The sequence below is a fragment of the Klebsiella sp. 28 genome, from assembly GCF_018223905.1.
In the GTDB taxonomy this organism is placed as follows: Bacteria; Pseudomonadota; Gammaproteobacteria; order Enterobacterales; family Enterobacteriaceae; genus Klebsiella; species Klebsiella pneumoniae.
On sequence record NZ_JAGRQY010000029.1, the window covers coordinates 89,556 to 110,707 of the forward strand.

General features: G+C 59.0%; 16 protein-coding genes and 3 tRNA genes. 7 read left to right on the top strand and 12 right to left on the bottom strand.

Features of this window, described 5'->3' with window-relative positions:
• Positions 1 to 63: 63 nt before the first annotated feature.
• The 6 genes from hfq to nnr all read right to left on the bottom strand — a co-directional run bounded on the left by hfq (position 64) and on the right by nnr (position 6,615).
• Entirely contained in the window at positions 64 to 372 is a 309-nt protein-coding gene (gene hfq, locus KHQ28_RS05785; RefSeq protein WP_002885659.1) for an RNA chaperone Hfq, read from the bottom strand.
• Positions 373 to 464: 92 nt separating this feature from the next.
• Positions 465 to 1,415: a tRNA (adenosine(37)-N6)-dimethylallyltransferase MiaA gene (gene miaA, locus KHQ28_RS05790; RefSeq protein ID WP_002885652.1), complete on the bottom strand. Its 951-nt coding sequence runs from the start codon at positions 1,413 to 1,415 to the stop codon at positions 465 to 467.
• Positions 1,408 to 3,267 (bottom strand): DNA mismatch repair endonuclease MutL, encoded by a 1,860-nt coding sequence (mutL, locus tag KHQ28_RS05795; RefSeq protein ID WP_032418162.1) that lies wholly within the window; start codon positions 3,265 to 3,267, stop codon positions 1,408 to 1,410. The genes miaA and mutL overlap by 8 nt, the downstream gene beginning before the upstream one ends.
• A gap of 10 nt (positions 3,268 to 3,277) precedes the next feature.
• On the bottom strand, positions 3,278 to 4,633 hold the full coding sequence (gene amiB / locus KHQ28_RS05800; protein WP_004152021.1) for an N-acetylmuramoyl-L-alanine amidase AmiB: 1,356 nt from the start codon (positions 4,631 to 4,633) through the stop codon (positions 3,278 to 3,280).
• A 16-nt stretch (positions 4,634 to 4,649) separates the two neighbouring features.
• Positions 4,650 to 5,111 (bottom strand): tRNA (adenosine(37)-N6)-threonylcarbamoyltransferase complex ATPase subunit type 1 TsaE, encoded by a 462-nt coding sequence (gene tsaE / locus KHQ28_RS05805; protein ID WP_002885589.1) that lies wholly within the window; start codon positions 5,109 to 5,111, stop codon positions 4,650 to 4,652.
• Positions 5,104 to 6,615: a bifunctional ADP-dependent NAD(P)H-hydrate dehydratase/NAD(P)H-hydrate epimerase gene (nnr, locus tag KHQ28_RS05810; RefSeq protein ID WP_072158537.1), complete on the bottom strand. Its 1,512-nt coding sequence runs from the start codon at positions 6,613 to 6,615 to the stop codon at positions 5,104 to 5,106. The genes tsaE and nnr overlap by 8 nt, the downstream gene beginning before the upstream one ends.
• A gap of 13 nt (positions 6,616 to 6,628) precedes the next feature.
• On the opposite strand from nnr, the gene queG reads away from it, so the two are divergent.
• Positions 6,629 to 7,768 carry a tRNA epoxyqueuosine(34) reductase QueG gene (gene queG, locus KHQ28_RS05815; RefSeq protein WP_004178333.1) on the top strand — a complete coding sequence of 380 codons (1,140 nt, stop codon included), beginning with the start codon at positions 6,629 to 6,631 and terminating at the stop codon, positions 7,766 to 7,768.
• A gap of 270 nt (positions 7,769 to 8,038) precedes the next feature.
• Here the strand turns inward: queG and KHQ28_RS05820 are convergent.
• From KHQ28_RS05820 to KHQ28_RS05830, 3 genes are all read right to left on the bottom strand, one after another.
• Positions 8,039 to 8,114 (bottom strand) — tRNA-Gly (locus tag KHQ28_RS05820).
• Positions 8,115 to 8,186: 72 nt separating this feature from the next.
• A tRNA-Gly gene (locus KHQ28_RS05825) sits at positions 8,187 to 8,262 on the bottom strand.
• A gap of 68 nt (positions 8,263 to 8,330) precedes the next feature.
• Positions 8,331 to 8,406, bottom strand: a tRNA-Gly gene (locus KHQ28_RS05830).
• 294 nt (positions 8,407 to 8,700) lie between these two features.
• On the opposite strand from KHQ28_RS05830, the gene KHQ28_RS05835 reads away from it, so the two are divergent.
• Positions 8,701 to 9,432: a transporter substrate-binding domain-containing protein gene (locus tag KHQ28_RS05835; protein WP_004177719.1), complete on the top strand. Its 732-nt coding sequence runs from the start codon at positions 8,701 to 8,703 to the stop codon at positions 9,430 to 9,432.
• 43 nt (positions 9,433 to 9,475) lie between these two features.
• Here KHQ28_RS05835 and orn read toward each other — a convergent pair whose 3' ends face one another.
• Positions 9,476 to 10,021: an oligoribonuclease gene (gene orn / locus KHQ28_RS05840; protein WP_002885538.1), complete on the bottom strand. Its 546-nt coding sequence runs from the start codon at positions 10,019 to 10,021 to the stop codon at positions 9,476 to 9,478.
• Between the two features lie 94 nt (positions 10,022 to 10,115).
• Between orn and rsgA the strand changes: the two genes are divergently transcribed.
• The 3 genes from rsgA to mscM all read left to right on the top strand — a co-directional run bounded on the left by rsgA (position 10,116) and on the right by mscM (position 15,653).
• On the top strand, positions 10,116 to 11,177 hold the full coding sequence (gene rsgA / locus KHQ28_RS05845) for a small ribosomal subunit biogenesis GTPase RsgA (RefSeq protein ID WP_032418164.1): 1,062 nt from the start codon (positions 10,116 to 10,118) through the stop codon (positions 11,175 to 11,177).
• A gap of 160 nt (positions 11,178 to 11,337) precedes the next feature.
• Positions 11,338 to 12,300: an archaetidylserine decarboxylase gene (gene asd / locus KHQ28_RS05850; protein ID WP_002885536.1), complete on the top strand. Its 963-nt coding sequence runs from the start codon at positions 11,338 to 11,340 to the stop codon at positions 12,298 to 12,300.
• A gap of 23 nt (positions 12,301 to 12,323) precedes the next feature.
• Positions 12,324 to 15,653 carry a miniconductance mechanosensitive channel MscM gene (mscM, locus tag KHQ28_RS05855; RefSeq protein WP_004146716.1) on the top strand — a complete coding sequence of 1,110 codons (3,330 nt, stop codon included), beginning with the start codon at positions 12,324 to 12,326 and terminating at the stop codon, positions 15,651 to 15,653.
• 37 nt (positions 15,654 to 15,690) lie between these two features.
• On the opposite strand, the gene yjeM is transcribed toward mscM, so the two are convergent.
• Both yjeM and epmA read right to left on the bottom strand, forming a co-directional pair.
• On the bottom strand, positions 15,691 to 17,193 hold the full coding sequence (yjeM, locus tag KHQ28_RS05860; protein WP_004178330.1) for a glutamate/gamma-aminobutyrate family transporter YjeM: 1,503 nt from the start codon (positions 17,191 to 17,193) through the stop codon (positions 15,691 to 15,693).
• A gap of 182 nt (positions 17,194 to 17,375) precedes the next feature.
• Positions 17,376 to 18,353, bottom strand: a complete 978-nt coding sequence (gene epmA, locus KHQ28_RS05865; protein ID WP_004146714.1) for an elongation factor P--(R)-beta-lysine ligase — start codon at positions 18,351 to 18,353, stop codon at positions 17,376 to 17,378.
• A 275-nt stretch (positions 18,354 to 18,628) separates the two neighbouring features.
• On the opposite strand from epmA, the gene frdA reads away from it, so the two are divergent.
• Positions 18,629 to 20,419, top strand: a complete 1,791-nt coding sequence (gene frdA / locus KHQ28_RS05870) for a fumarate reductase (quinol) flavoprotein subunit (protein ID WP_004177727.1) — start codon at positions 18,629 to 18,631, stop codon at positions 20,417 to 20,419.
• On the top strand, positions 20,412 to 21,146 hold the full coding sequence (frdB, locus tag KHQ28_RS05875; RefSeq protein ID WP_004177729.1) for a fumarate reductase iron-sulfur protein: 735 nt from the start codon (positions 20,412 to 20,414) through the stop codon (positions 21,144 to 21,146). Before frdA ends, frdB begins: the two co-directional genes overlap by 8 nt.
• The last annotated feature ends 6 nt before the right edge of the window (positions 21,147 to 21,152 follow it).

Consider the following 21,152-nt stretch of genomic DNA (forward strand, 5'->3'; position numbering starts at 1 on the left):
TATAAAATACCAGCGGGGAACGCAGAAAACCTGGCTCCCCGGCGTGGAAAAACAGCACTGGCCTTATTCGGCGTCGTCGCTGTCTTGTTGCGGCGCAGAAGAACCCTGCGCGCTACCACCGTGGTGATAGTTACTGGAACCGCCGCCAGCATTGTTGCTGTGGTGAGACACCGGGCGAGACGGGACAACAGTAGAAATTGCGTGCTTATAGACCATCTGGCTGACCGTGTTCTTCAACAGGATCACGAACTGATCGAAAGACTCAATTTGCCCTTGCAGCTTGATACCATTCACCAAATAAATAGAAACCGGAACGCGTTCCCGACGCAAAGCGTTCAGGAACGGATCTTGTAAAGATTGCCCCTTAGCCATTCTCTCTTTTCCTTATATGTATGCTTGTTTTGTACTCAGAACCTTACGATTCTCAAAAAAAATTACGCACGATACCGTTTAATTGTACACGTTCAGTTCTGGCTCGCACCAACAACCTGTAATACTTTGTTGAGCGCTTGTTCAGGTTGTTCACTGTCTAACCAGTGCACACCTTCCCAACCGCGCAGCCAGGTGACCTGACGTTTGGCTAACTGTCTCGTGGCGCAAACACCTCGATAAACCATCTCATCATACGGGATCTCGCCATTGAGATATGACCACATCTGGCGGTATCCGACACAACGGATGGAAGGCATGTCCGTATGCAAATCTCCGCGGGCAAAAAGCGCCCGTACTTCTGCTTCAAAACCTGAAGCTAACATCTGATGAAAACGCTGTTCTATGCGTTGATGGAGCAGTTCACGGCTCGCCGGGGCGATGGCGAACTGATGCACCTGATATGGCAGAGCGTCTCCTGACGTTTGCGTCAGTTCCGTTAAAGTTTTACCCGAAATGAAAAAAACTTCCAGTGCCCGGGAAAGCCTTTGCGGATCATTTGGATGAATACGCGCAGCAGCCACGGGATCGATCTCCTGTAATTGCTGATGTAACGCATTCCACCCCTGCTCTGCGGCCTGCTGCTCAATCCGCGCTCTGACCTCTGGGTCAGCCGACGGTAAGGGCGACAATCCTTCCAGCAACGCTTTGAAATACAACATCGTTCCGCCGACTAACAGCGGAATTCGCCCGGCGGCGACAATATCCGCCATCGCCGCCAGCGCATCGCGGCGAAAATCCGCCGCGGAATAGGCCTCCGCAGGATCCAAAATATCCAGCAGCCGATGCGGCGCAGCGCTAAGCTCCGCAGCATCCGGTTTGGCGGTGCCAATATCCATTCCCCGATAAATGAGGGCGGAATCAACGCTAATCAACTCTACTGGCAAAACTTTACGTAAGGCTATCGCCAGCGCGGTTTTGCCGGAGGCCGTCGGGCCCATTAAAAAAATTGCCTTGGGCAGGCTCGCCTCGGTTACATCATTCATCTTTCAGGGCATTCATCGCCGAATGGAGATCTACAGGTTGTAACAGGCCACCCGGCGGCGTTCTCACCAGCTGCGGGCAAAGACGCTCAACGTCCGCCAGCAGCGCAATCGCCTGCGCCATATTCCATGACGTCTGTTCGCTCGTCAGATTACGCGCCATCCACTGGGCGATATTGCCGACGTCGAATGCGTTTTGCTGCGCCAGGTAGCCTATCAGTTCAGGAATCAAGATTTGTAAATTTTGTTGTCTTAAGGGTAAAGGGACCGCGCGCACCGTCACGTGCAGGGCATCGGTATGCACATCGATCCCTAGCTGCGCCAGCGCCGGCTGAGCGGCGGCCAGCGCCTGTTTTTCCCCTTCCGTAACTTTTAACCGCAGCGGGATCAGCAGCGGCTGAGCACATACCGCCTCCGCTCCCGGGGTCAACTGCGCCTGGCGCAGCCAGCGCTCGGCAACGGTCAACGACAGCAGCGCCAGACCGCCCTCGCGCTCCAGCAGCGCGCAGTCGCCGCCAACAATCGTCAACACTCTGCCAAAGCTCTGACTGTGACCGGCCAACTCTGCCGCCGCCGGAGGCTGCAACGCTGGCTTTGGCGCCGTTGGCGTGTCGAGCAGTTGACGATAAAGCGCTCCCTGCTGCTTCTGGTAACCCGGCTGCGCATGCGGCCAGCTCGCGCCGCCCGGTTTGCCGCTGGAGGCCGCAGGCTCACGCGATGGCGTGATGCTGAAGCGGGTCGCAGGCTCCCGCGCTTCCGCTGGCCGCGCAAACTGGTTGCCTCCCGCGGCGATGCGGTTCTCCGGCATCGGGCGCGGCACCGGCGGGTCGTCTTTTTCCGCCAGCGGCGCGTCAAGCTGCTGCTGCAGTACGCTCAGTACGCCCTGGTAGATAAAGTCGTGCACCAGGCGCGACTGATGGAAACGCACCTCATGCTTGGCCGGGTGGACGTTTACATCCACCTGATGGGGATCGATCTCCAGATACAGCACAAACGCCGGTTGCTGATCGGCCCCTAGCTTGTCTTCACAGGCCTGGCGGATAGCATGGTTGATCAGCCGATCGCGCATCATCCGCCCGTTAACGTAGCAATACTGAATTTCCGCCAGCGCCGGGGTGGTATGCAGCGGATCGGCGACCCAGCCGCGCAGGGTCAGATCGCCATGCTGCCACTCGATCGCCAGCGCATGTTCGAGAAAAGCGGCGCCGCAAATTGTCCCCAGCCGGCGCTCGCGCTGGCCATCCTGAGCGACGGCCCGATACTGGCGCATCACCTTGCCGTTATGGCTGAGGTTGATAGTGACGTCGAAGCGCGCCAGCGCAATGCGGCGCACCACCTCGTCAATGTGGCCGAACTCGGTCTTTTCGGTGCGCATAAATTTTCGCCGCGCCGGGGTGTTATAGAACAGATCGAGGACTTCCAGAGTGGTACCGACCGGGTGCGCCGCCGGCTTCACCGTCACCGCCTGATCGCGGCCTTCAGCATACGCCTGCCAGGCTTCCTGCTGCTCCGCCGTGCGCGAAGTCAGCGTTAAGCGCGCTACCGAACTGATACTGGCCAGCGCTTCGCCGCGAAAGCCGAGGCTAATAATGGCCTCCAGATCGTCAAGCGAGGCGATCTTGCTGGTCGCATGACGAGCCAGGGCCAGCGCCAGCTCGTCTTTTTTGATGCCGCTGCCGTTATCGCGGATGCGAATGAGCTTCGCGCCGCCGCGTTCGATATCAATGTCAATCCGCGTGGCGCCCGCATCAAGACTGTTCTCAACCAGCTCTTTCACCACCGACGCGGGCCGCTCCACCACCTCGCCGGCGGCAATCTGGTTGGCGAGCTGCGGCGGCAGAACCTGAATCGGCATCCCCTGCTCCTTAGTTAATCAACATCCCGCCCGGCGCCGCGGCGCTGGCGGTCTGCGCCGCCTCGCCGCGAGGCGCCGACTGCAGCGGATGCTGCATAAAGTAGTTGCGTAAGCCGTTATAAATCGCCTCCGCAATCTGCTCCTGGTAATCATCGCTACCCAGCAGCCGCTCTTCGCCGTTGTTACTGATAAAGCCCGTTTCCACGAGGATCGACGGGATGTCCGGCGAGCGCAGCACTCCAAGGCTAGCATGCTCCGGGCGGCGTTTGTGCAGGTTGCCAATACGCTGCAGCTGGCTCAGCACGTTGGTCGCCACATCGTAGCCGACGCGCTGGGAATGACCAAACTGCAGATCCAGCACCGCCTGGCTCAGGTAGGGGTCGGCCTGGCTGTTTGCCAGCACATCGCCCGCACCGCCGAGCAGTTCAGACTGCTTCTCATGCTGCTCGAGCCAACCGGCCATTTCGCTGTTGGCGCGACGGTTCGAGAGCACCCACACCGAGGCGCCGGTGGCATCGCGGTTTGGCGCGGCGTCAGCATGGATAGAGACGAGGAAATTGGCGTTTTGCTTACGCGCCACGTCAGAGCGGCCCATCACCGAAATAAAGTAATCTCCGTCGCGGGTCAGCACCGGCTTAAACTGCGGATCGGCGTTCAGTAACGCCCGCAGCTTGCGCGCGATAGCGATAGTCACGTTTTTCTCTTTGGTGCCGTTCGGGCCAATCGCGCCAGGATCCTGGCCGCCGTGCCCGGCATCAATGGCGATAATGACTTTATCATCCGCCGACACCGTGCGGGCCGCCGGGCGAGTCACGGTCTGATTGTTGGTCATCGCCGGCTGAGAGGAGGTCATCACCGTCTGCCGTTCATGACCCGACGAGCTGAACGGGTTACGCCCTGACGTCGTCGTCCGGGAAGGCATCACCGGCGGCGGGTCGGCCCGTTTCACCACCACGGGCGGCGGAGGCGGCGGCGGCGGCGCGTCGGCGTTGATGGTAAAGACCACCGTGTAATTCGCCCCGTTCTGTTGCTTCACCGCCCGGGTTTTGCCATCTTCCGTCAGATCCACCAGCAGACGCAGCGTCTGCGTATCCTGCGGCGTGCCGGCGCGAATACTCTTCACCAGGTTGCTGCCGCTAAACTGCAGCGGTAGTCCCTGCAATACGCCGGTCTGCTTGATATCCAGCGCCACCAGACGTTTACCCTGTGGGGTAAAGGAGTACTCCGGCTCACCGACAAAGCTTAGGGTAATACGGGCCTGCTGGTCTCCGTTAGAGACCTGGATATCGGATAAACTCGCCGCAGTGGCGTGAAGACTCGACAGCATCAGCGCAGCGGCAAGCCAGGTGGTTATGCGATACTTCATCCCGTCATCCTTCAGGCTAAAAGGCTAAACGCGCCAGTAAAGATTCACCCCGTGAGGAGATCGCGGTAATACGCGCCTCACGCCCTTGTGCCTGGTAATCAAGGTGAATTTCAACATCCGGGTCAGGCAGGACACCTGCGCCTTGCTGCGGCCATTCCACCAGGCAGATGGCATCGTCGGCAAAATAATCACGGATCCCCATAAATTCGAGTTCCTCAGGATCCGCCAGACGGTAGAGATCGAAGTGATACACCATCAGGTTCTCGAGGGTATAGGGCTCCACCAGGGTATAAGTTGGGCTTTTGACATTGCCGCGGTGACCGAGCGCCTGCAAAAAGCCGCGGCTGAAGGTCGTTTTCCCCGCGCCTAAATCACCATACAGATAAATCACGGTGGCGCCGGTACAGGCCTGCGCGATGCGGTCGCCAAGGGCCAGCGTGGCCTGCTCATCGGGTAAAGGAATCACTCGGTTAATCATGGTCTACGTCAATCACATCCGGGTTAACAACACGCCTGAGCGTGGAAAAGAGATCGGTCGCCAGCATGCCGCGGGTGCCCTCGCGGGCGGCCAGTCGGTCGGCGGCATCGCCATGAGCGACGCACCCGGCACAGGCAGCATCATACGGCGTCAGGTGCTGTCCTAACAACGCGGCGATGATGCCGGTGAGCACATCGCCCATCCCGCCGCTGGCCATCCCGGCATTGCCGGCATCGATAATGCCCATCGCCCCGCTTTCACTGGCTACCACCGTGCCCGCGCCTTTCAGCACAACCACGCCACCATACCGTTTTACCAGACGCTGCGCAGAAAGTAAGCGATCGCTTTCAATTTCTGCCACGCTGACGTTCAGCAGACGGGCCGCTTCGCCGGGGTGCGGCGTTAGCACGCGATTGTGACGTTTATCGGGATTGAATGCCAGCAGGTTCAGCGCGTCGGCGTCCCAGACCATCGGTTTGTTAAAACTTTCCACCGTGCGCAGGGCGCTGCGTCCCCATTCGCGCTGCCCCAGGCCAGGGCCAATCGCCACCACATCAGCCCACTCCAGCGCGGCTTTCAGAGTCTGCGGCGTCAGTTCATCTACCATTAATTCCGGCCGCACGGTGACAATGGGCGCCACGTTCTCCGGGTGAGTAAGTACTCGCACCAGTCCCGCGCCGCTGCGTAGGGCCGCTTCACCGCACATACGGATAGCGCCTGCCGTGCCGCGATCGCCGCCGACAATCACCAGTTTACCGTGATCGCCTTTATGGGAGGTGGCCCGCCGCGGCGGCAGCCAGTCGGCGAGGTGGGCGGCGCAAAACCGCGTCAGAGGAGTGCTTTGTCCGGCGAGCCAGCGTTCGAGCCCCAGCGCATGATGGTGGAGTTGCCCGACGACATCCCGCGCCTTGCCGGTCAGCAGCCCCGGCTTGAGGGCGATAAAGGTCAGCGTATGGTCGGCCTGTACCACTGCACCTGGCGTCGCGCCCGTCTGCGCATTCAGGCCGGAAGGGATATCCAGCGCCACCACCGGCGCCGGGTGGTGGTTCGCCTGGTGGATGAGCGCCGCAACGGGATCGCGCGGCGCGCTGTGCAGACCGGTGCCGAGCAGGCCATCAATAATCAGTGAGATATCGTCGGGCCATGGGATAGTCGCCGCATGGATCACGCCGCCGGCGTTAAGCCACGCCTCCCGCGCCGCCTGCGCCTCTTCCGGCAGCGGGCTGTCACTCTCCACCGCCAGCAGCGTCACTCGCCGCCCCGCGGCCTGTGCCAGACGCGCAACGACATATCCGTCGCCGCCGTTGTTGCCATGTCCGCAGAGGATCAGCCAGTGCGCGCTGGCAGGATAAGCGCCGCTGGCCAGCTGGAACGCCGCCTCGCCCGCGCGCTGCATGAGTTCGAACAGCGTCAGCCCCAGGCTGTCCGCCGCCTCTCGTTCGGCCAGGCGCAGCGCCTCCGCAGGCCAAATGTTGTATGGTATACTGTCAGGGTTTTTCGTCATTGTATGGTCCATCATGTCACAGCCCCTCGATCTCGTTCAGTTAGCGCAACAAATCAAACAATGGGGCACAGAGCTTGGGTTCCAGCAGGTGGGGATCGCCGATACCGACCTCAGCGCCAGTGAACCCAAACTGCAGGCATGGCTGGATAAACAATACCACGGCGAAATGGAATGGATGGCCCGTCACGGTATGATGCGCGCCCGTCCCCACGAACTGCTGCCCGGTACGTTACGCGTCATCAGCGTGCGGATGAACTATCTGCCCGCTAACGCCGCCTTTGCCCGCACCCTGAAAGATCCCACGCTGGGTTACGTCAGCCGTTATGCCCTCGGGCGTGATTATCATAAGCTGCTACGTAATCGCCTGAAAAAGCTGGGGGAGAAGATTCAGGAACAGTGTGCTTCGCTCAATTTTAGACCTTTTGTCGATTCCGCGCCTATCCTGGAACGGCCAATCGCAGAAAAAGCGGGCCTAGGCTGGACAGGTAAGCACTCACTTATCTTAAGCCGCGACGCCGGATCGTTCTTTTTCCTCGGCGAACTGCTGATTGATCTGCCCCTGCCGGTCGACAGCCCGGTCGCGGAGGAGTGTGGGCGCTGCGTCGCCTGCATGACCATCTGTCCCACCGGGGCCATCGTTGAGCCCTATACCGTCGACGCCCGGCGCTGCATCTCCTATCTCACCATTGAACTGGAAGGTGCAATCCCCGAGGAGTTCCGTCCACTAATCGGCAACCGTATTTACGGTTGTGATGATTGTCAGCTGATCTGCCCGTGGAACCGTTTCTCACAGCTCACCGATGAAGAGGATTTCAGCCCACGCAAAGCGCTGCATGCCCCGCCGCTGGTGGAGCTGTTCGCCTGGAGCGAAGCGTGGTTTCTGAAGGTGACCGAAGGGTCGGCGATTCGTCGCATTGGCCACCTGCGCTGGCTGCGCAATATCGCCGTCGCGTTGGGCAATGCGCCCTGGGATGAAGCCCATCTTCGCGCCCTGGAGAGCCGCCGGGGCGAGCACCCGCTTCTCGATGAACACATTGAGTGGGCGATTGCCCAGCAACTGAAAAAGCGGAACGCCGACGCCGTTGAAGTACAGCTGCCGAAAAAATTACGTCTGGTCAGAGTGGTAGAGAAAGGCTTGCCGCGCGACGCCTGATTCATTCACAGGCTGTGAATAAAATCTAAAACACATTGCGTTTCAAGGCGCAGACCAAGGTCAAGTGATCGGATTAACATTTTGAAATGAAATTTATTTGTTAAATTTCAATCACATACAAAGATACTATTTACAAAGCGAAGCATTTGCGCCGCCAGTGACGGAACGACAACCTGTGGATAACTCTGTTCACAGTATTTCTGCGGACCAAACGAAAATCATCCCCGGCGCTGGATTGCACTGTGGATAAATAAGAGATGGAAGAAAATTTGGAGCGGGAAACGAGACTCGAACTCGCGACCCCGACCTTGGCAAGGTCGTGCTCTACCAACTGAGCTATTCCCGCTTAATCATCGTCATTCAAGCTACCGTCTAGCAACCTGAAAACTGCGACTGGTGTGGTGTGTCTTTCAAATTTTGGAGCGGGAAACGAGACTCGAACTCGCGACCCCGACCTTGGCAAGGTCGTGCTCTACCAACTGAGCTATTCCCGCTTAATCTTCGGCTTTCGCCCCGCATCTGCGAGATGAAATCCTTTGATCAGGATGGTGCTTTCAAATTTTGGAGCGGGAAACGAGACTCGAACTCGCGACCCCGACCTTGGCAAGGTCGTGCTCTACCAACTGAGCTATTCCCGCGTTACTGCATTTTTTGCCATATTTCGATGGCGTCGTAATTTGCATTTCTGCGTCGTTACGGGAGGCGCATTATACGAGAATTCGATGCCCCTGCAACCCCCTGACGATCACTTTTTTGCGTTTTTTGTTTAAATGGACATTTTCTCGCCATCTACGCCGCTGAATTGTATAAATAAGCGTCATAACGGGCAAAATCGCTTTTTCCGCCCGGCTGAATGACGCAAAATCGCTCGCATCATACAGCGGTGGCGCGACGTATAACGAGGCCACCCCGACGCCAAACAGGGAATTAGCATGAGAAAAGTCCTCACCGTCCTGCTGCTGAGCACGCTGGCCATCGGAACCGCGTCAGCCGAGACGCTCCATTTTGGCACCACCACGGCCAATCCACCGTTTGTCACCGCCAACGGCAAAAATCAGCCCGTTGGCTTCGATATCGATCTCGCGCACGCCCTGTGCCAGCAGATGCAGGCGCAGTGCCAGTTCACGGCGCAGCGTTTCGATACCCTGATCCCGGCTTTACGCTTTAAGAAATTTGACGCGGTGATTGCCGGCATGGAAGTGATCCCGATGCGTGAGAAGCAGGTCGCCTTCAGCCGACCCTATCGCCAGGCGCTCTCCGGGGTAGTGATCGTCAACAAAGATGTCGCCCATACCTTTGCCGATCTGAAGGCTAAAAAAGTCGGCGTGGTGAAAGGCACGCTGCATCAGCGCTACCTGCGTGATAAACAGAAAGCCGTACAGGCTGTCCCTTACGACGATGTCGCCAGCGCCCTGGCCGCGCTGAAAGCCGGGCAAATAACCGGCGTCATGGGCGACTTCGCCACCCTCGACGCCTGGCAGCAGGAGAACCCTGACTACGCCATCATGGATGAACGGGCCACCGACCCGGCTTATTACGGTAAGCAGTATGCGATTGCGGTGCGCAAAGACGATCCGGAGCTGCTGAACGCCATCAACGATGCCCTGGCCGCGGTCATGGCGACACCTGACTTCCAGCAGATGCAGCAGAAGTGGTTTAAATAACGCAGAAAAGTGTACCGGGCCGCGCACAGGGCCCGGTCGCGGTTTACAGCTTAATGAAGTGTTCGCGGTAGTAAGCCAGCTCGGCGACCGACTCGCGGATATCGTCCATCGCCTGATGAGTGCCCTGCTTTTTAAAGCCGTCGAGAATTTCCGGCTTCCAGCGGCGCGCCAGCTCTTTCAGCGTGCTAACGTCCAGATAGCGATAGTGGAAATAGGCTTCCAGTTGCGGCATGTACTTAAACAGGAAGCGACGATCCTGGCCGATACTGTTGCCGCAGATCGGCGACTTGCCCGCCGGCACCCACTGCTTAAGAAACTCAATGGTCGCCAGTTCGGCATCGTGCTCGCTGACGGTGCTGGCCTTTACGCGATCCACCAGACCGCTGCCGGTATGCGTCCGCACATTCCACTCGTCCATTAATGCCAGCTGAGCGTCCGACTGATGCACCGCGATGGTCGGGCCCTCAGCCAGAATGTTCAGGTTGGCATCGGTCACCAGGGTGGCGATTTCGATAATGCGATCGCGCTCCGGATCCAGCCCTGTCATCTCAAGATCGATCCAAATGAGGTTGTTTTCATTTGCACTCATGCTATTTTCCACCCTTCTCGCGTGACTATATTCATCTAAAATAGCGTGTATCATAGAGGTTTTGCCCCATCAGGGCGACCAGGAGCCAGTTCGATTGAGTAAAAATAAACTCTCCAAAGGCCAGCAGCGCCGCGTCAAAGCCAACCACCAGCGCCGTCTGAAAACCACTGCGGAGAAGGCCGACTACGATGACAACCTGTTTGGCGAAACGTCGGAAGGCATTGTCATCAGTCGCTTTGGTATGCATGCCGACGTCGAATCCGCTGACGGCAGCGTGCATCGCTGCAATATCCGCCGGACGATCCGCTCGCTGGTCACCGGCGACCGCGTGGTCTGGCGGCCGGGCAAAGACGCCGCCGACGGCGTAAGCGTCAAAGGGATCGTCGAGGCGGTGCACGATCGCGACTCCGTCCTGACGCGTCCGGATTTTTACGACGGCGTGAAGCCTATCGCCGCCAATATCGACCAGATCGTGGTGGTTTCCGCGATCCTGCCTGAGCTGTCGCTGAATATTATCGATCGCTATCTGGTGGCCTGCGAAGCGCAGGATATCGAGCCGCTCATTGTGCTGAATAAAATCGATCTGCTGGATGATGATGGTCTGCGCTTCGTCAATGAGCAAATGGATATCTACCGCAACATCGGTTACCGCGTGCTGCTGGTTTCCAGTCGGACTCAGGACGGCCTTAAGCCGCTGGAAGCGGCCCTGACCGACCGCATCAGTATCTTCGCCGGGCAGTCCGGGGTCGGTAAATCGAGCCTGCTGAACGCCCTGCTCGGGTTGAGCGAGGATCAGATCCTCACCAATGATGTCTCGGACGTTTCCGGCTTAGGTCAACACACCACCACCGCTGCACGCCTCTACCACTTCCCGCACGGCGGCGATGTGATTGATTCACCGGGGGTACGTGAGTTCGGCCTGTGGCATCTGGAAGCGGAACAAATCACCAACGGCTTTGTCGAATTCCATGATTATTTAGGCCGTTGCAAATATCGCGACTGTAAACACGATACCGATCCTGGCTGTGCGCTTCGCGAAGCGGTAGAGAACGGCAAGATCGCCGAAAGCCGTTTTGAGAACTACCACCGCATCCTGGAAAGCATGGCGCAGGTACAGGTAAAAACGCGTAAAAACTTTTCCTCGTCCGATGACTGATCATTAAGCTGAGCATCACGTCAGGCGCTGCCGGGCAGCGATGATGACGCAGCTTACGCGGATGCCATTTGGCGAGTTTTACGTATAGAATCGTCCCCTTTTTTCAGGTCCCCGCCCGCAGGCGGGGTCAGGAACGACATATCATGGCCTGGAGGCTACTTTGTTAAACGATCTTAAACTTTCACTGCAATACATTCTGCCTAAACTGTGGCTCACCCGCCTCGCAGGCTGGGGTGCGAGCAAACGCGCAGGTTGGCTGACGAAGCTGGTCATCGATCTGTTCGTGAAATACTACAAGGTCGATATGAAAGAGGCGCAGAAGCCGGATACCGCGGCTTATCGCACCTTCAACGATTTCTTCGTGCGCCCGCTGCGCGACGACGTTCGCCCGCTGAATACCGATCCAAACGTGCTGGTGATGCCGGCCGATGGCGTGATCAGCCAGCTTGGCGCCATTGAGAACGATAAAATCCTGCAGGCTAAAGGTCATGACTACAGTCTGGAAGCCCTGCTGGCCGGCAACTATCAGATGGCCGACCTGTTCCGTAACGGCAGCTTCGCCACCACCTACCTGTCGCCGCGCGACTATCACCGCGTACACATGCCGTGCAACGGCATCTTGCGCGAAATGATCTACGTTCCTGGCGACCTGTTCTCTGTTAACCACTTGACGGCGCAGAACGTCCCGAACCTGTTCGCCCGTAACGAGCGCGTCATCTGCCTGTTTGATACTGAGTTTGGCCCGATGGCGCAAATTCTGGTGGGCGCAACTATCGTCGGCAGCATCGAGACCGTGTGGTCCGGCACCGTGACCCCGCCGCGCGAAGGCATTATTAAACGCTGGACCTGGCCCGCTGGCGACAACGAAGGCTCCATCGCCTTGCTGAAAGGCCAGGAGATGGGCCGCTTCAAACTGGGTTCCACCGTGATCAACCTGTTTGCCCCGGGCCAGGTGAAGCTGGTCGACACGCTGCAAAGCCTGTCCGTGACCAAGATCGGCCAACCGCTGGCGACAGCAGTGGAAGCGACCGCCGCCGCTGAACCCGCGCCGTTACCGGAAGAAGAGATCCGCGCCGAACACCGCGCCAGCCCGCTGGTTGACGATAAACAAGACCAAGGTTAATTCTTCAGCAAAAGGGTTATGCCGTGCGCCTGATATACACTTTCCTGTTGGCCTTGAGCCTCAGTTTCGGGGCGTACGCTGCGACAGCCCCGGATGCTAAACAGATAACCCAGGAACTGGAACAGGCGAAGGCGGCAAAGCCCGCCCAGCCTGAAACCGTTGAAGTTCTGCAGTCCGCGCTGAACGCGCTTGAGGAGCGAAAATCATCCCTCGAGCGCGCCCGTCAGTATCAGGACGTTATCGACAATTTCCCCAAACTGTTTCAAAGCCTGCGTGCCCAGCTCAATAATCTGAGCGAAGAGCCGCGCCAGGTGCCAACCGGCCTGACCGCCGATGCGCTGAACCAGGAGATCCTGCAGGTCAGCAGCCAGCTGCTGGAATCGAGCCGCCAGGCGCAGCAGGAGCAGGATCGCGCGCGTGAAATCGCCGACTCCCTGAACCAGCTGCCGCAGCAGCAAACCGATGCCCGTCGTCAGCTCAATGAGGTTGAGCGCCGCATCGGCACGCAAACCGGCAACAATGCTCTCGCCCAGGCGCAAAATCTTGCTCTGCAGGCGGAATCAGCGCGTCTGAAGGCGCTGGTAGATGAACTCGACCTCGCCCAGCTCTCCGCCAACAACCGCCAGGAGCTGTCGCGCGCCCGTTCCGAGCTGGCGCAAAAGCAGAGCGAGCAGCTGGATGCCTATCTGCAGGCGCTGCGCAATCTGCAAAACAGCCAGCGCCAGCGGGAGGCGGAAAAGGCGCTGGAGAGTACCGAACTGCTGGCGGAGAACAGTGAAAACCTGCCGCCGGACATCACCGCCCAGTTTAAGGTCAACCGTGAGCTCTCCCAGGCGCTGAACCAGCAGGCGCAGCGCATGGATCTGGTGGCGTCCCAGCAGCGGCAGGCGACGAATCAAACGCTGCAGGTGCGCCAGGCGTTAAACACCCTGCGCGAGCAGTCGCAGTGGCTGGGCTCCTCCAATCTGCTGGGCGAAGCCCTGCGCGCCCAGGTGGCGCGGCTGCCGGAGCGCCCTCGCCCGCAGCAGCTGGATACGGAAATGGCGCAGCTGCGCGTGCAGCGTCTGCGCTTTGAAGATTTGCTGAGTAAGCAGCCGCAGCTGCGGCAGATCCGCCAGGCCGACGGCGAACCGCTGACCAGCGAGCAGAACAAGATCCTGCAGGCGCAGCTGCGCACGCAGAACGAGCTGCTGAACTCGCTGCTGCGCGGCGGCGACACCCTGATGCTGGAGCTCACCAAGCTGAAGGTCGCCAACGGCCAGCTGGAAGACGCGCTGAAAGAGATCAACGAAGCCACCCACCGCTATCTGTTCTGGACTTCGGACGTCAGCCCCATCGGCTTCTCCTGGCCGCTGGAAATCGTCCAGGATCTGCGGCGCCTGATCTCCCTGGATACCATCAGCGAACTGGGCAAAGCCAGCGCGATGATGCTTACCAGCAAAGAGACCCTGCTGCCGCTGTTTGCCGCCCTGCTGCTGGTTGGCTTTAGCATCAGCTCGCGGCGCCATTTCACCCGCTTTCTCGAGCGCTCCAGCGCCCGGGTGGGGAAAGTCACTCAGGATCACTTCTGGCTGACGCTGCGCACGGTCTTCTGGTCGATACTGGTGGCCTCGCCGCTGCCGGTGCTGTGGATGACGCTCGGCTATGGTCTGCAGTCCGCCTGGCCGTTCCCGTTGGCGGTGGCGATTGGCGATGGAGTCACCGCGACGGTGCCTCTGCTGTGGGTGGTGATGATCTGCGCCACCTTCGCCCGGCCAAACGGGCTGTTTATCGCCCACTTCGGCTGGCCGCGTAGCCGCGTGGCGAAGGCGATGCGCTACTACCTGATGAGCATCGGGCTGATTGTGCCGCTGATTATGGCGCTGATCATGTTCGATAATCTTAACGACCGCGAATTCTCCGCTTCGCTGGGCCGCCTGTGCTTCCTGCTGATCTGCGGCGCGCTGGCGGTGGTCACCCTGAGCCTTAAGCACGCCGGTATTCCGCTCTATCTGGATAAAGAGGGGAATGGCGACAATATGGTGAACCGCCTGCTGTGGAACCTGATGCTTGGCGCCCCGCTGGTGGCCATGCTGGCGGCCGCCGTCGGCTACCTCGCCACCGCCCAGGCGCTGCTTGCGCGTCTGGAAACCTCGGTCGCCATCTGGTTCCTGCTGCTGGTGGTCTATCACATCATCCGCCGCTGGATGCTGATCCAGCGCCGCCGGCTGGCCTTCGACCGGGCCCGCCATCGTCGCGCGGAAATTCTCGCTCAGCGCGCCCGCGGCGAAGATGAGCCCGTTCACGTCAGCAGCCCGGAAGGGTCGGTGGAGACGGAGGTCAGCGAGGTCGACCTCGATGCCATCAGTACCCAGTCGCTGCGGCTTGTCCGCTCCCTGCTGATGCTGATCGCGCTGCTATCGGTCATCGTGCTGTGGTCGGAAATTCACTCGGCGTTTGGCTTCCTTGAGAATATCTCGCTGTGGGACGTGACCTCGACGGTACAAGGGGTGGAAAGCCTTGAGCCTATTACGCTTGGCGCGGTGTTGATTGCCATTCTGGTGCTGATCATCACCACTCAGCTGGTACGCAACCTGCCCGCGCTGCTGGAACTGGCGATCCTCCAGCATCTCGATTTAACGCCCGGCACCGGCTACGCCATCACCACCATCACTAAATATCTGCTGATGCTGGTCGGCGGGCTGGTGGGCTTCTCGATGATCGGTATTGAGTGGTCGAAGCTGCAGTGGCTGGTCGCCGCGCTGGGTGTGGGTCTCGGGTTTGGCCTGCAGGAGATCTTCGCCAACTTTATCTCCGGCCTGATTATCCTGTTTGAGAAGCCGATCCGCATCGGCGATACGGTCACCATTCGCGACCTGACGGGCAGCGTCACCCGCATTAATACCCGTGCGACCACCATCAGCGACTGGGACCGGAAAGAGATTATCGTGCCGAACAAGGCGTTCATTACCGAACAGTTTATCAACTGGTCGCTGTCGGACTCGGTTACCCGCGTGGTGCTGACGGTGCCGGCGCCTGTGGACGCCGATACCGAAGAGGTGACGAAAATTCTCATCGCCGCGGCGCATCGCTGCTCGCTGGTCATCGATACCCCGGCGCCGGAGGCGTTTCTCGTCGACCTGCAGCAGGGGATCCAGATTTTCGAGCTACGTATTTTTGCCGCGGAGATGGGGCACCGCATGCCGCTGCGCCATGAGATGCATCAGCTGATCCTGGCGGGCTTCCGCGAGCATGGCATTGATATGCCGTTCCCTCCGTTCCAGATGCGTCTGGAAAGTATTGACGGCAGGCAAAGCAGTAAAACCATGACCTCGGCCGGAAAAACCAGCCGCCGTACGGCTGGTAGCCTGTAAACCATCCCCTGCCCGGCGGCACCGCCGGGCAGGCTCTTTAACTCTCCATCACCAGCGCGCCGGACGCCATGCGCCGACGGTAGCTTTCGTAGATCCCCAGCGCCAGCAGTGAGAAGAAGATCGGCCCACCGACCATCCACAGGGTGCTGTTCCAGTCCCCGCTGTCGATGACGGGTTGGATAATGGTGAAGATATTGGCGAAGGTCACCACCAGCAGCACCACGCCGGTCGCCAGCAGCGTCGACGGACGGTTTTTGAAGATCACGAACGGCCGGTCAAGATGGGTTTTCGCCTTGAAGAACGGGAAGGCGATGGTCAGGAACAGATAAGGCAAGGTCATAGAGACATTGGCCATCAGCGTCAGCTTGTTATAAAACGCGGAAGCGCTATCCCCACCGAACGATACCAGTACGATAAACACCCCGACCAGCAGACACTGCAGCCACATCGCCGCGGCGGGCATTCCGTTGACGTTGAGACGGGTCATCACCGACGGCCAGAGCGCTTTTGGCGTGCCCTGGATAATCGCTTTCAGGGGAGAATAGCTGAGGGTGAAGAACGCGCCGGTGTAAGCGAGAAACATCGACAGGCCGGTAATACGGGCGAACCAGACCCCGGTCAGGGCTGACGCCGCAGGGGTCAGGTGCAGGGCCTGGCCCAGCGTCGCCCCGAGGCTGGTCATCAGCACATAGGTGATGTTGCCGAGGTTGGTCGAACGCGCGCCAAGCACCTGCTGCCAGTTGGCGCTCACGCCCCACAGCACAATCGCCAGCGAGTAACCGATCGAGATAACAATCGCCGCGATGATAATACCTTTGGCAAAGTTCTTTTCCGGCTTATCGGTCTTATCCACTAAGCCGCCAACCGCCTCAATTCCGCCATAGGCAAAGATGGCAAATACCACAAACGACAGCATCGCCATGCCCGACTGATACCCGGGATTAGGCGAAAGGGTGAAGTTTAACGGCTGGGCGAAATGACCGCCGTTAAGCAGAAGGATCGCCCCGCTCACCAGCAGCAGCACCAGGTTAAGCCCCATCACCGCGATACCGCCGACGGCGGTAATTTTAGCGATTTTATTGATCCCTTTGACGGCAATAAAGGTCACCACGACCATCCAGCAGGCCGCCAGAATACCGACCGTCTGCGTCGGCGTCAGGCTACCCAGCGCCCAGGTCTGGGTTTTGTCCGCGCCAAACAAAAAAGTAGATAGCGGGACCCAGATCTTAGCGGCGGTACTCACCATCCACACTACGTACGAGGCAAACCACATAAAGGTACCAATGAAGGCAAAGCGCGGCCCGACGCTGTGGTTCATCCAGGAATAGATCCCGCCCTCTTCGCGACGATAAGCTGAGCCCATCTCCGCCATCATCAGCGCGAACGGGATAAAGAAAAAGAGGGCGGAAAAAAGGTAAAACGGCATCGCGCTATAGCCCATCAGATAAAACGCCGATGGGCTGTTGGCAAAGCCAAACACCGAGGTGAAGATCATCAGAATCAGCCCGATCAGGCTCATCTTCTTGAGTTGTTGATGCATAAATCTATCCAAACGTGGGCATCGCCCGACGAGCGACGCCTGGCCTCATAAAAAGAGCGCGGATAGTAGCAAAATCACGGATGGAAATTGTGGGTATTCGGGCTAAAGCCGGGGCGAGGGTGTCAGGTCCAAAGTCGTCTTTCACCTCCCCCACCCGCCGGCGGAGGGAGGTGAAAAAGCGATCAGGCGCGGTCTACCGTAAAGGCAATCACTTCGCCGATGCTTTCAGCGCCCAGCGCCAGCATGACCACGCGGTCAACGCCCAGCGCCACGCCGGAGCAGTCCGGCAAACCCGCCTCCAGCGCCGCCAGCAGGTTGTTATCGATGGGCTGCTGCGGAAGGCCGCGCGCGGCGCGTTTGCGGTTATCCTGCTCAAACCGCAGGCGCTGTTCATGGGCGTCGGTCAGCTCGTGGAAACCGTTCGCCAGCTCAATACCTTTGTAATAGACCTCAAAGCGCTCAGCGACCCGATGATCTTCCGGGCTGATCTGCGCTAAAGAGGCCTGAGTCGCCGGGAAATGATAAATGAACGTTGGTCGATCTTTGCCGATGTGCGGCTCCACGCCCATGGTGAACAGCAGCTGCAGCAGGGTATCGCGATCTTCTTCAGTATCGGCGATATTGCTCAGATCCAGCTTCGCTGCGACTTCACGCAGCTGAGCTTTATCGGCAGAGAGCGGGTCAATTTCCAGATGGCGCTGAAACGCCTGCTGATAGGAGAGACTTTCCGCCGGTTGGCACTCCAGCACCTGCTGCAGCAGATCGTCCACCTCATTGATCAGGCGATACATGTCATAGCATGGACGATACCACTCCAGCATGGTGAATTCCGGATTGTGATGACGCCCCATCTCTTCATTTCGGAAGCTGCGGCACAGCTGGAAGACCGGGCCGCAACCTGCCGCCAGCAGGCGCTTCATGTGGTATTCCGGACTGGTCATCAGGTACAGGTTAAGCCCCTGAGAATGGCCCGGGCCGACGAAACGGGTTTCGAACGGGAACAAATGAATATCCGTTACCGTCGCCTGACTCATGCAAGGCGTCTCCACCTCCAGCACGCCGCGATCGGTAAAGAAACGGCGGATTTCCGCCATCACCGCCGCGCGCTTCAACAGATTGGGAATGGGTGCGCTCGGCTGCCAGGTTGCCGTCTCGCTCATGGTACTTTCTCCGATTGCAAATTAAGGGCACGAAGTCTACTCGCAACCGGCGAGTGAAACAAATTTTGTGCAATCTCCGGCAGACTACATGCCATTAATCTATCGTTAACCCTGACGCATAAATACCACTGATAAATAACCGCACATATCGATAAAAAAATCGAACACGTCAATTTTCCATACTGACCCTAAGGCTATACTCCTGTACCTATAAAGGAGCAGTGATACTTTTTCGCCAGCCCGGCGGCGAAATACACTAAAACTGGAGGAATGTCGTGCAAACTTTTCAAGCCGATCTCGCCGTAATTGGCGCCGGCGGGGCAGGCCTTCGTGCCGCTATCGCCGCCGCTCAGGCCAACCCCAACGCTAAAATCGCCCTGATTTCTAAAGTCTATCCGATGCGCAGCCATACGGTCGCTGCAGAAGGGGGGTCCGCAGCCGTTGCCCAGGATCACGATAGCTTTGAGTACCATTTTCACGACACCGTCGCGGGAGGCGACTGGCTGTGCGAGCAGGATGTCGTCGACTATTTTGTTCATCACTGCCCGACGGAAATGACCCAGCTGGAGCAGTGGGGATGCCCATGGAGCCGCCGCCCCGACGGCAGCGTCAACGTCCGGCGCTTCGGTGGCATGAAAATCGAACGCACCTGGTTTGCCGCCGACAAAACCGGCTTCCACATGCTGCATACCCTCTTCCAGACCTCCCTTCAGTTTCCCCAAATTCAGCGCTTTGACGAACATTTCGTCCTTGACCTGCTGGTCGATGACGGGCAGGCCCGCGGCCTGGTGGCGATGAATATGATGGAAGGCACCCTGGTGCAGATCCGCGCTAACGCCGTGGTCCTGGCTACCGGCGGCGCCGGGCGCGTCTACCGCTACAACACCAACGGCGGCATCGTCACCGGTGACGGGATGGGGATGGCCCTGGGACACGGCGTGCCGCTGCGCGACATGGAATTCGTTCAGTATCACCCGACCGGCCTGCCGGGCTCCGGGATCCTGATGACCGAAGGTTGCCGCGGCGAAGGCGGGATTCTGGTCAACAAAAACGGCTACCGCTATCTGCAGGATTACGGCATGGGCCCGGAAACCCCGCTCGGCGAACCGAAGAATAAATATATGGAGCTGGGCCCACGCGACAAAGTGTCCCAGGCCTTCTGGCACGAGTGGCGGAAAGGGAACACTATCCCGACGCCGCGCGGCGACGTGGTCTACCTCGATCTCCGCCACCTCGGCGAGAAAAAACTGCTCGAGCGTCTGCCGTTTATCTGTGAACTGGCGAAAGCCTACGTCGGCGTCGATCCGGTGAAAGAGCCGATCCCGGTGCGCCCGACCGCGCACTACACCATGGGCGGTATTGAAACCGATCAGCAGTGCGAAACCCGAATCAAAGGGCTGTTTGCCGTGGGCGAATGCTCGTCCGTTGGCTTACATGGCGCCAACCGTCTGGGCTCCAACTCGCTGGCCGAGCTGGTGGTCTTCGGCCGCCTGGCCGGGGAGCAGGCCATGCAGCGCGCCGCTCAGGCGGGCGAGGCAAACGGCGCCGCCCTCGATGCGCAGGCTGCCGATGTGGAGCAGCGCCTGAAAGATCTCGTCAACCAGGAAGGTAACGAAAACTGGGCGAAAATTCGCGATGAAATGGGGCTGTCGATGGAGGAAGGCTGCGGCATCTACCGCACGCCGGAGCTGATGCAGAAAACGATCGACAAGCTGGCTGAACTGCAGGAACGCTTTAAGCGCGTGCGCATTACTGATAACTCCAGCGTGTTCAATACCGATCTGCTTTACACCATTGAGCTGGGGCACGGTTTAAACGTTGCCGAATGTATGGCGCACTCGGCCATCGCCCGTAAAGAATCGCGCGGGGCGCACCAGCGTCTGGATGAAGGCTGTACCGAACGCGACGACGTCAACTTCCTCAAGCACACTCTCGCCTTCCGCGAGGCCGATGGCACTACCCGTCTGGAATATGGCGATGTGAAGATCACCACGCTGCCGCCGGCAAAACGTGTCTATGGCGCAGAAGCGGACGCGGCTGAGAAGAAGGAGACCACCCATGGCTGAGATGAAAAACCTGAAAGTCGAAGTGGTGCGCTACAATCCGGAGGTCGACACCGCACCGCACAGCGCATTCTATGACGTGCCTTATGATGAACAGACCTCGCTGCTGGACGCGCTGGGCTACATCAAAGACAACCTGGCGCCAGACCTGAGCTACCGCTGGTCCTGCCGAATGGCAATCTGCGGTTCCTGCGGCATGATGGTCAACAAGGTGCCGAAGCTGGCCTGCAAAACCTTCCTGCGCGATTACACCAAAGGCATCAAAGTTGAGGCGCTGGCCAACTTCCCGATCGAGCGCGATCTGGTGGTGGACATGACCCACTTTATCGAAAGCCTGGAAGCCATTAAGCCGTATATCATCGGCAATAACCGCACGCCTGACCAGGGGCCAAACAAGCAGACCCCGGCCCAGATGGCGAAATACCATCAGTTTTCCGGCTGCATCAACTGCGGGCTGTGCTATGCCGCCTGTCCACAGTTCGGCCTGAACCCGGAATTTATCGGCCCGGCGGCGATCACCCTCGCCCACCGCTATAACGAAGACAGCCGCGACCACGGTAAAAAGGAACGCATGGCGCAGCTTAACGGCCAGAATGGCGTCTGGACCTGTACTTTCGTGGGCTACTGCTCGGAAGTGTGCCCGAAGCACGTCGACCCGGCGGCCGCGATCCAGCAGGGCAAGGTGGAAAGCTCGAAAGACTTTCTTATCGCCACCCTGAAACCACGCTAAGGAGTG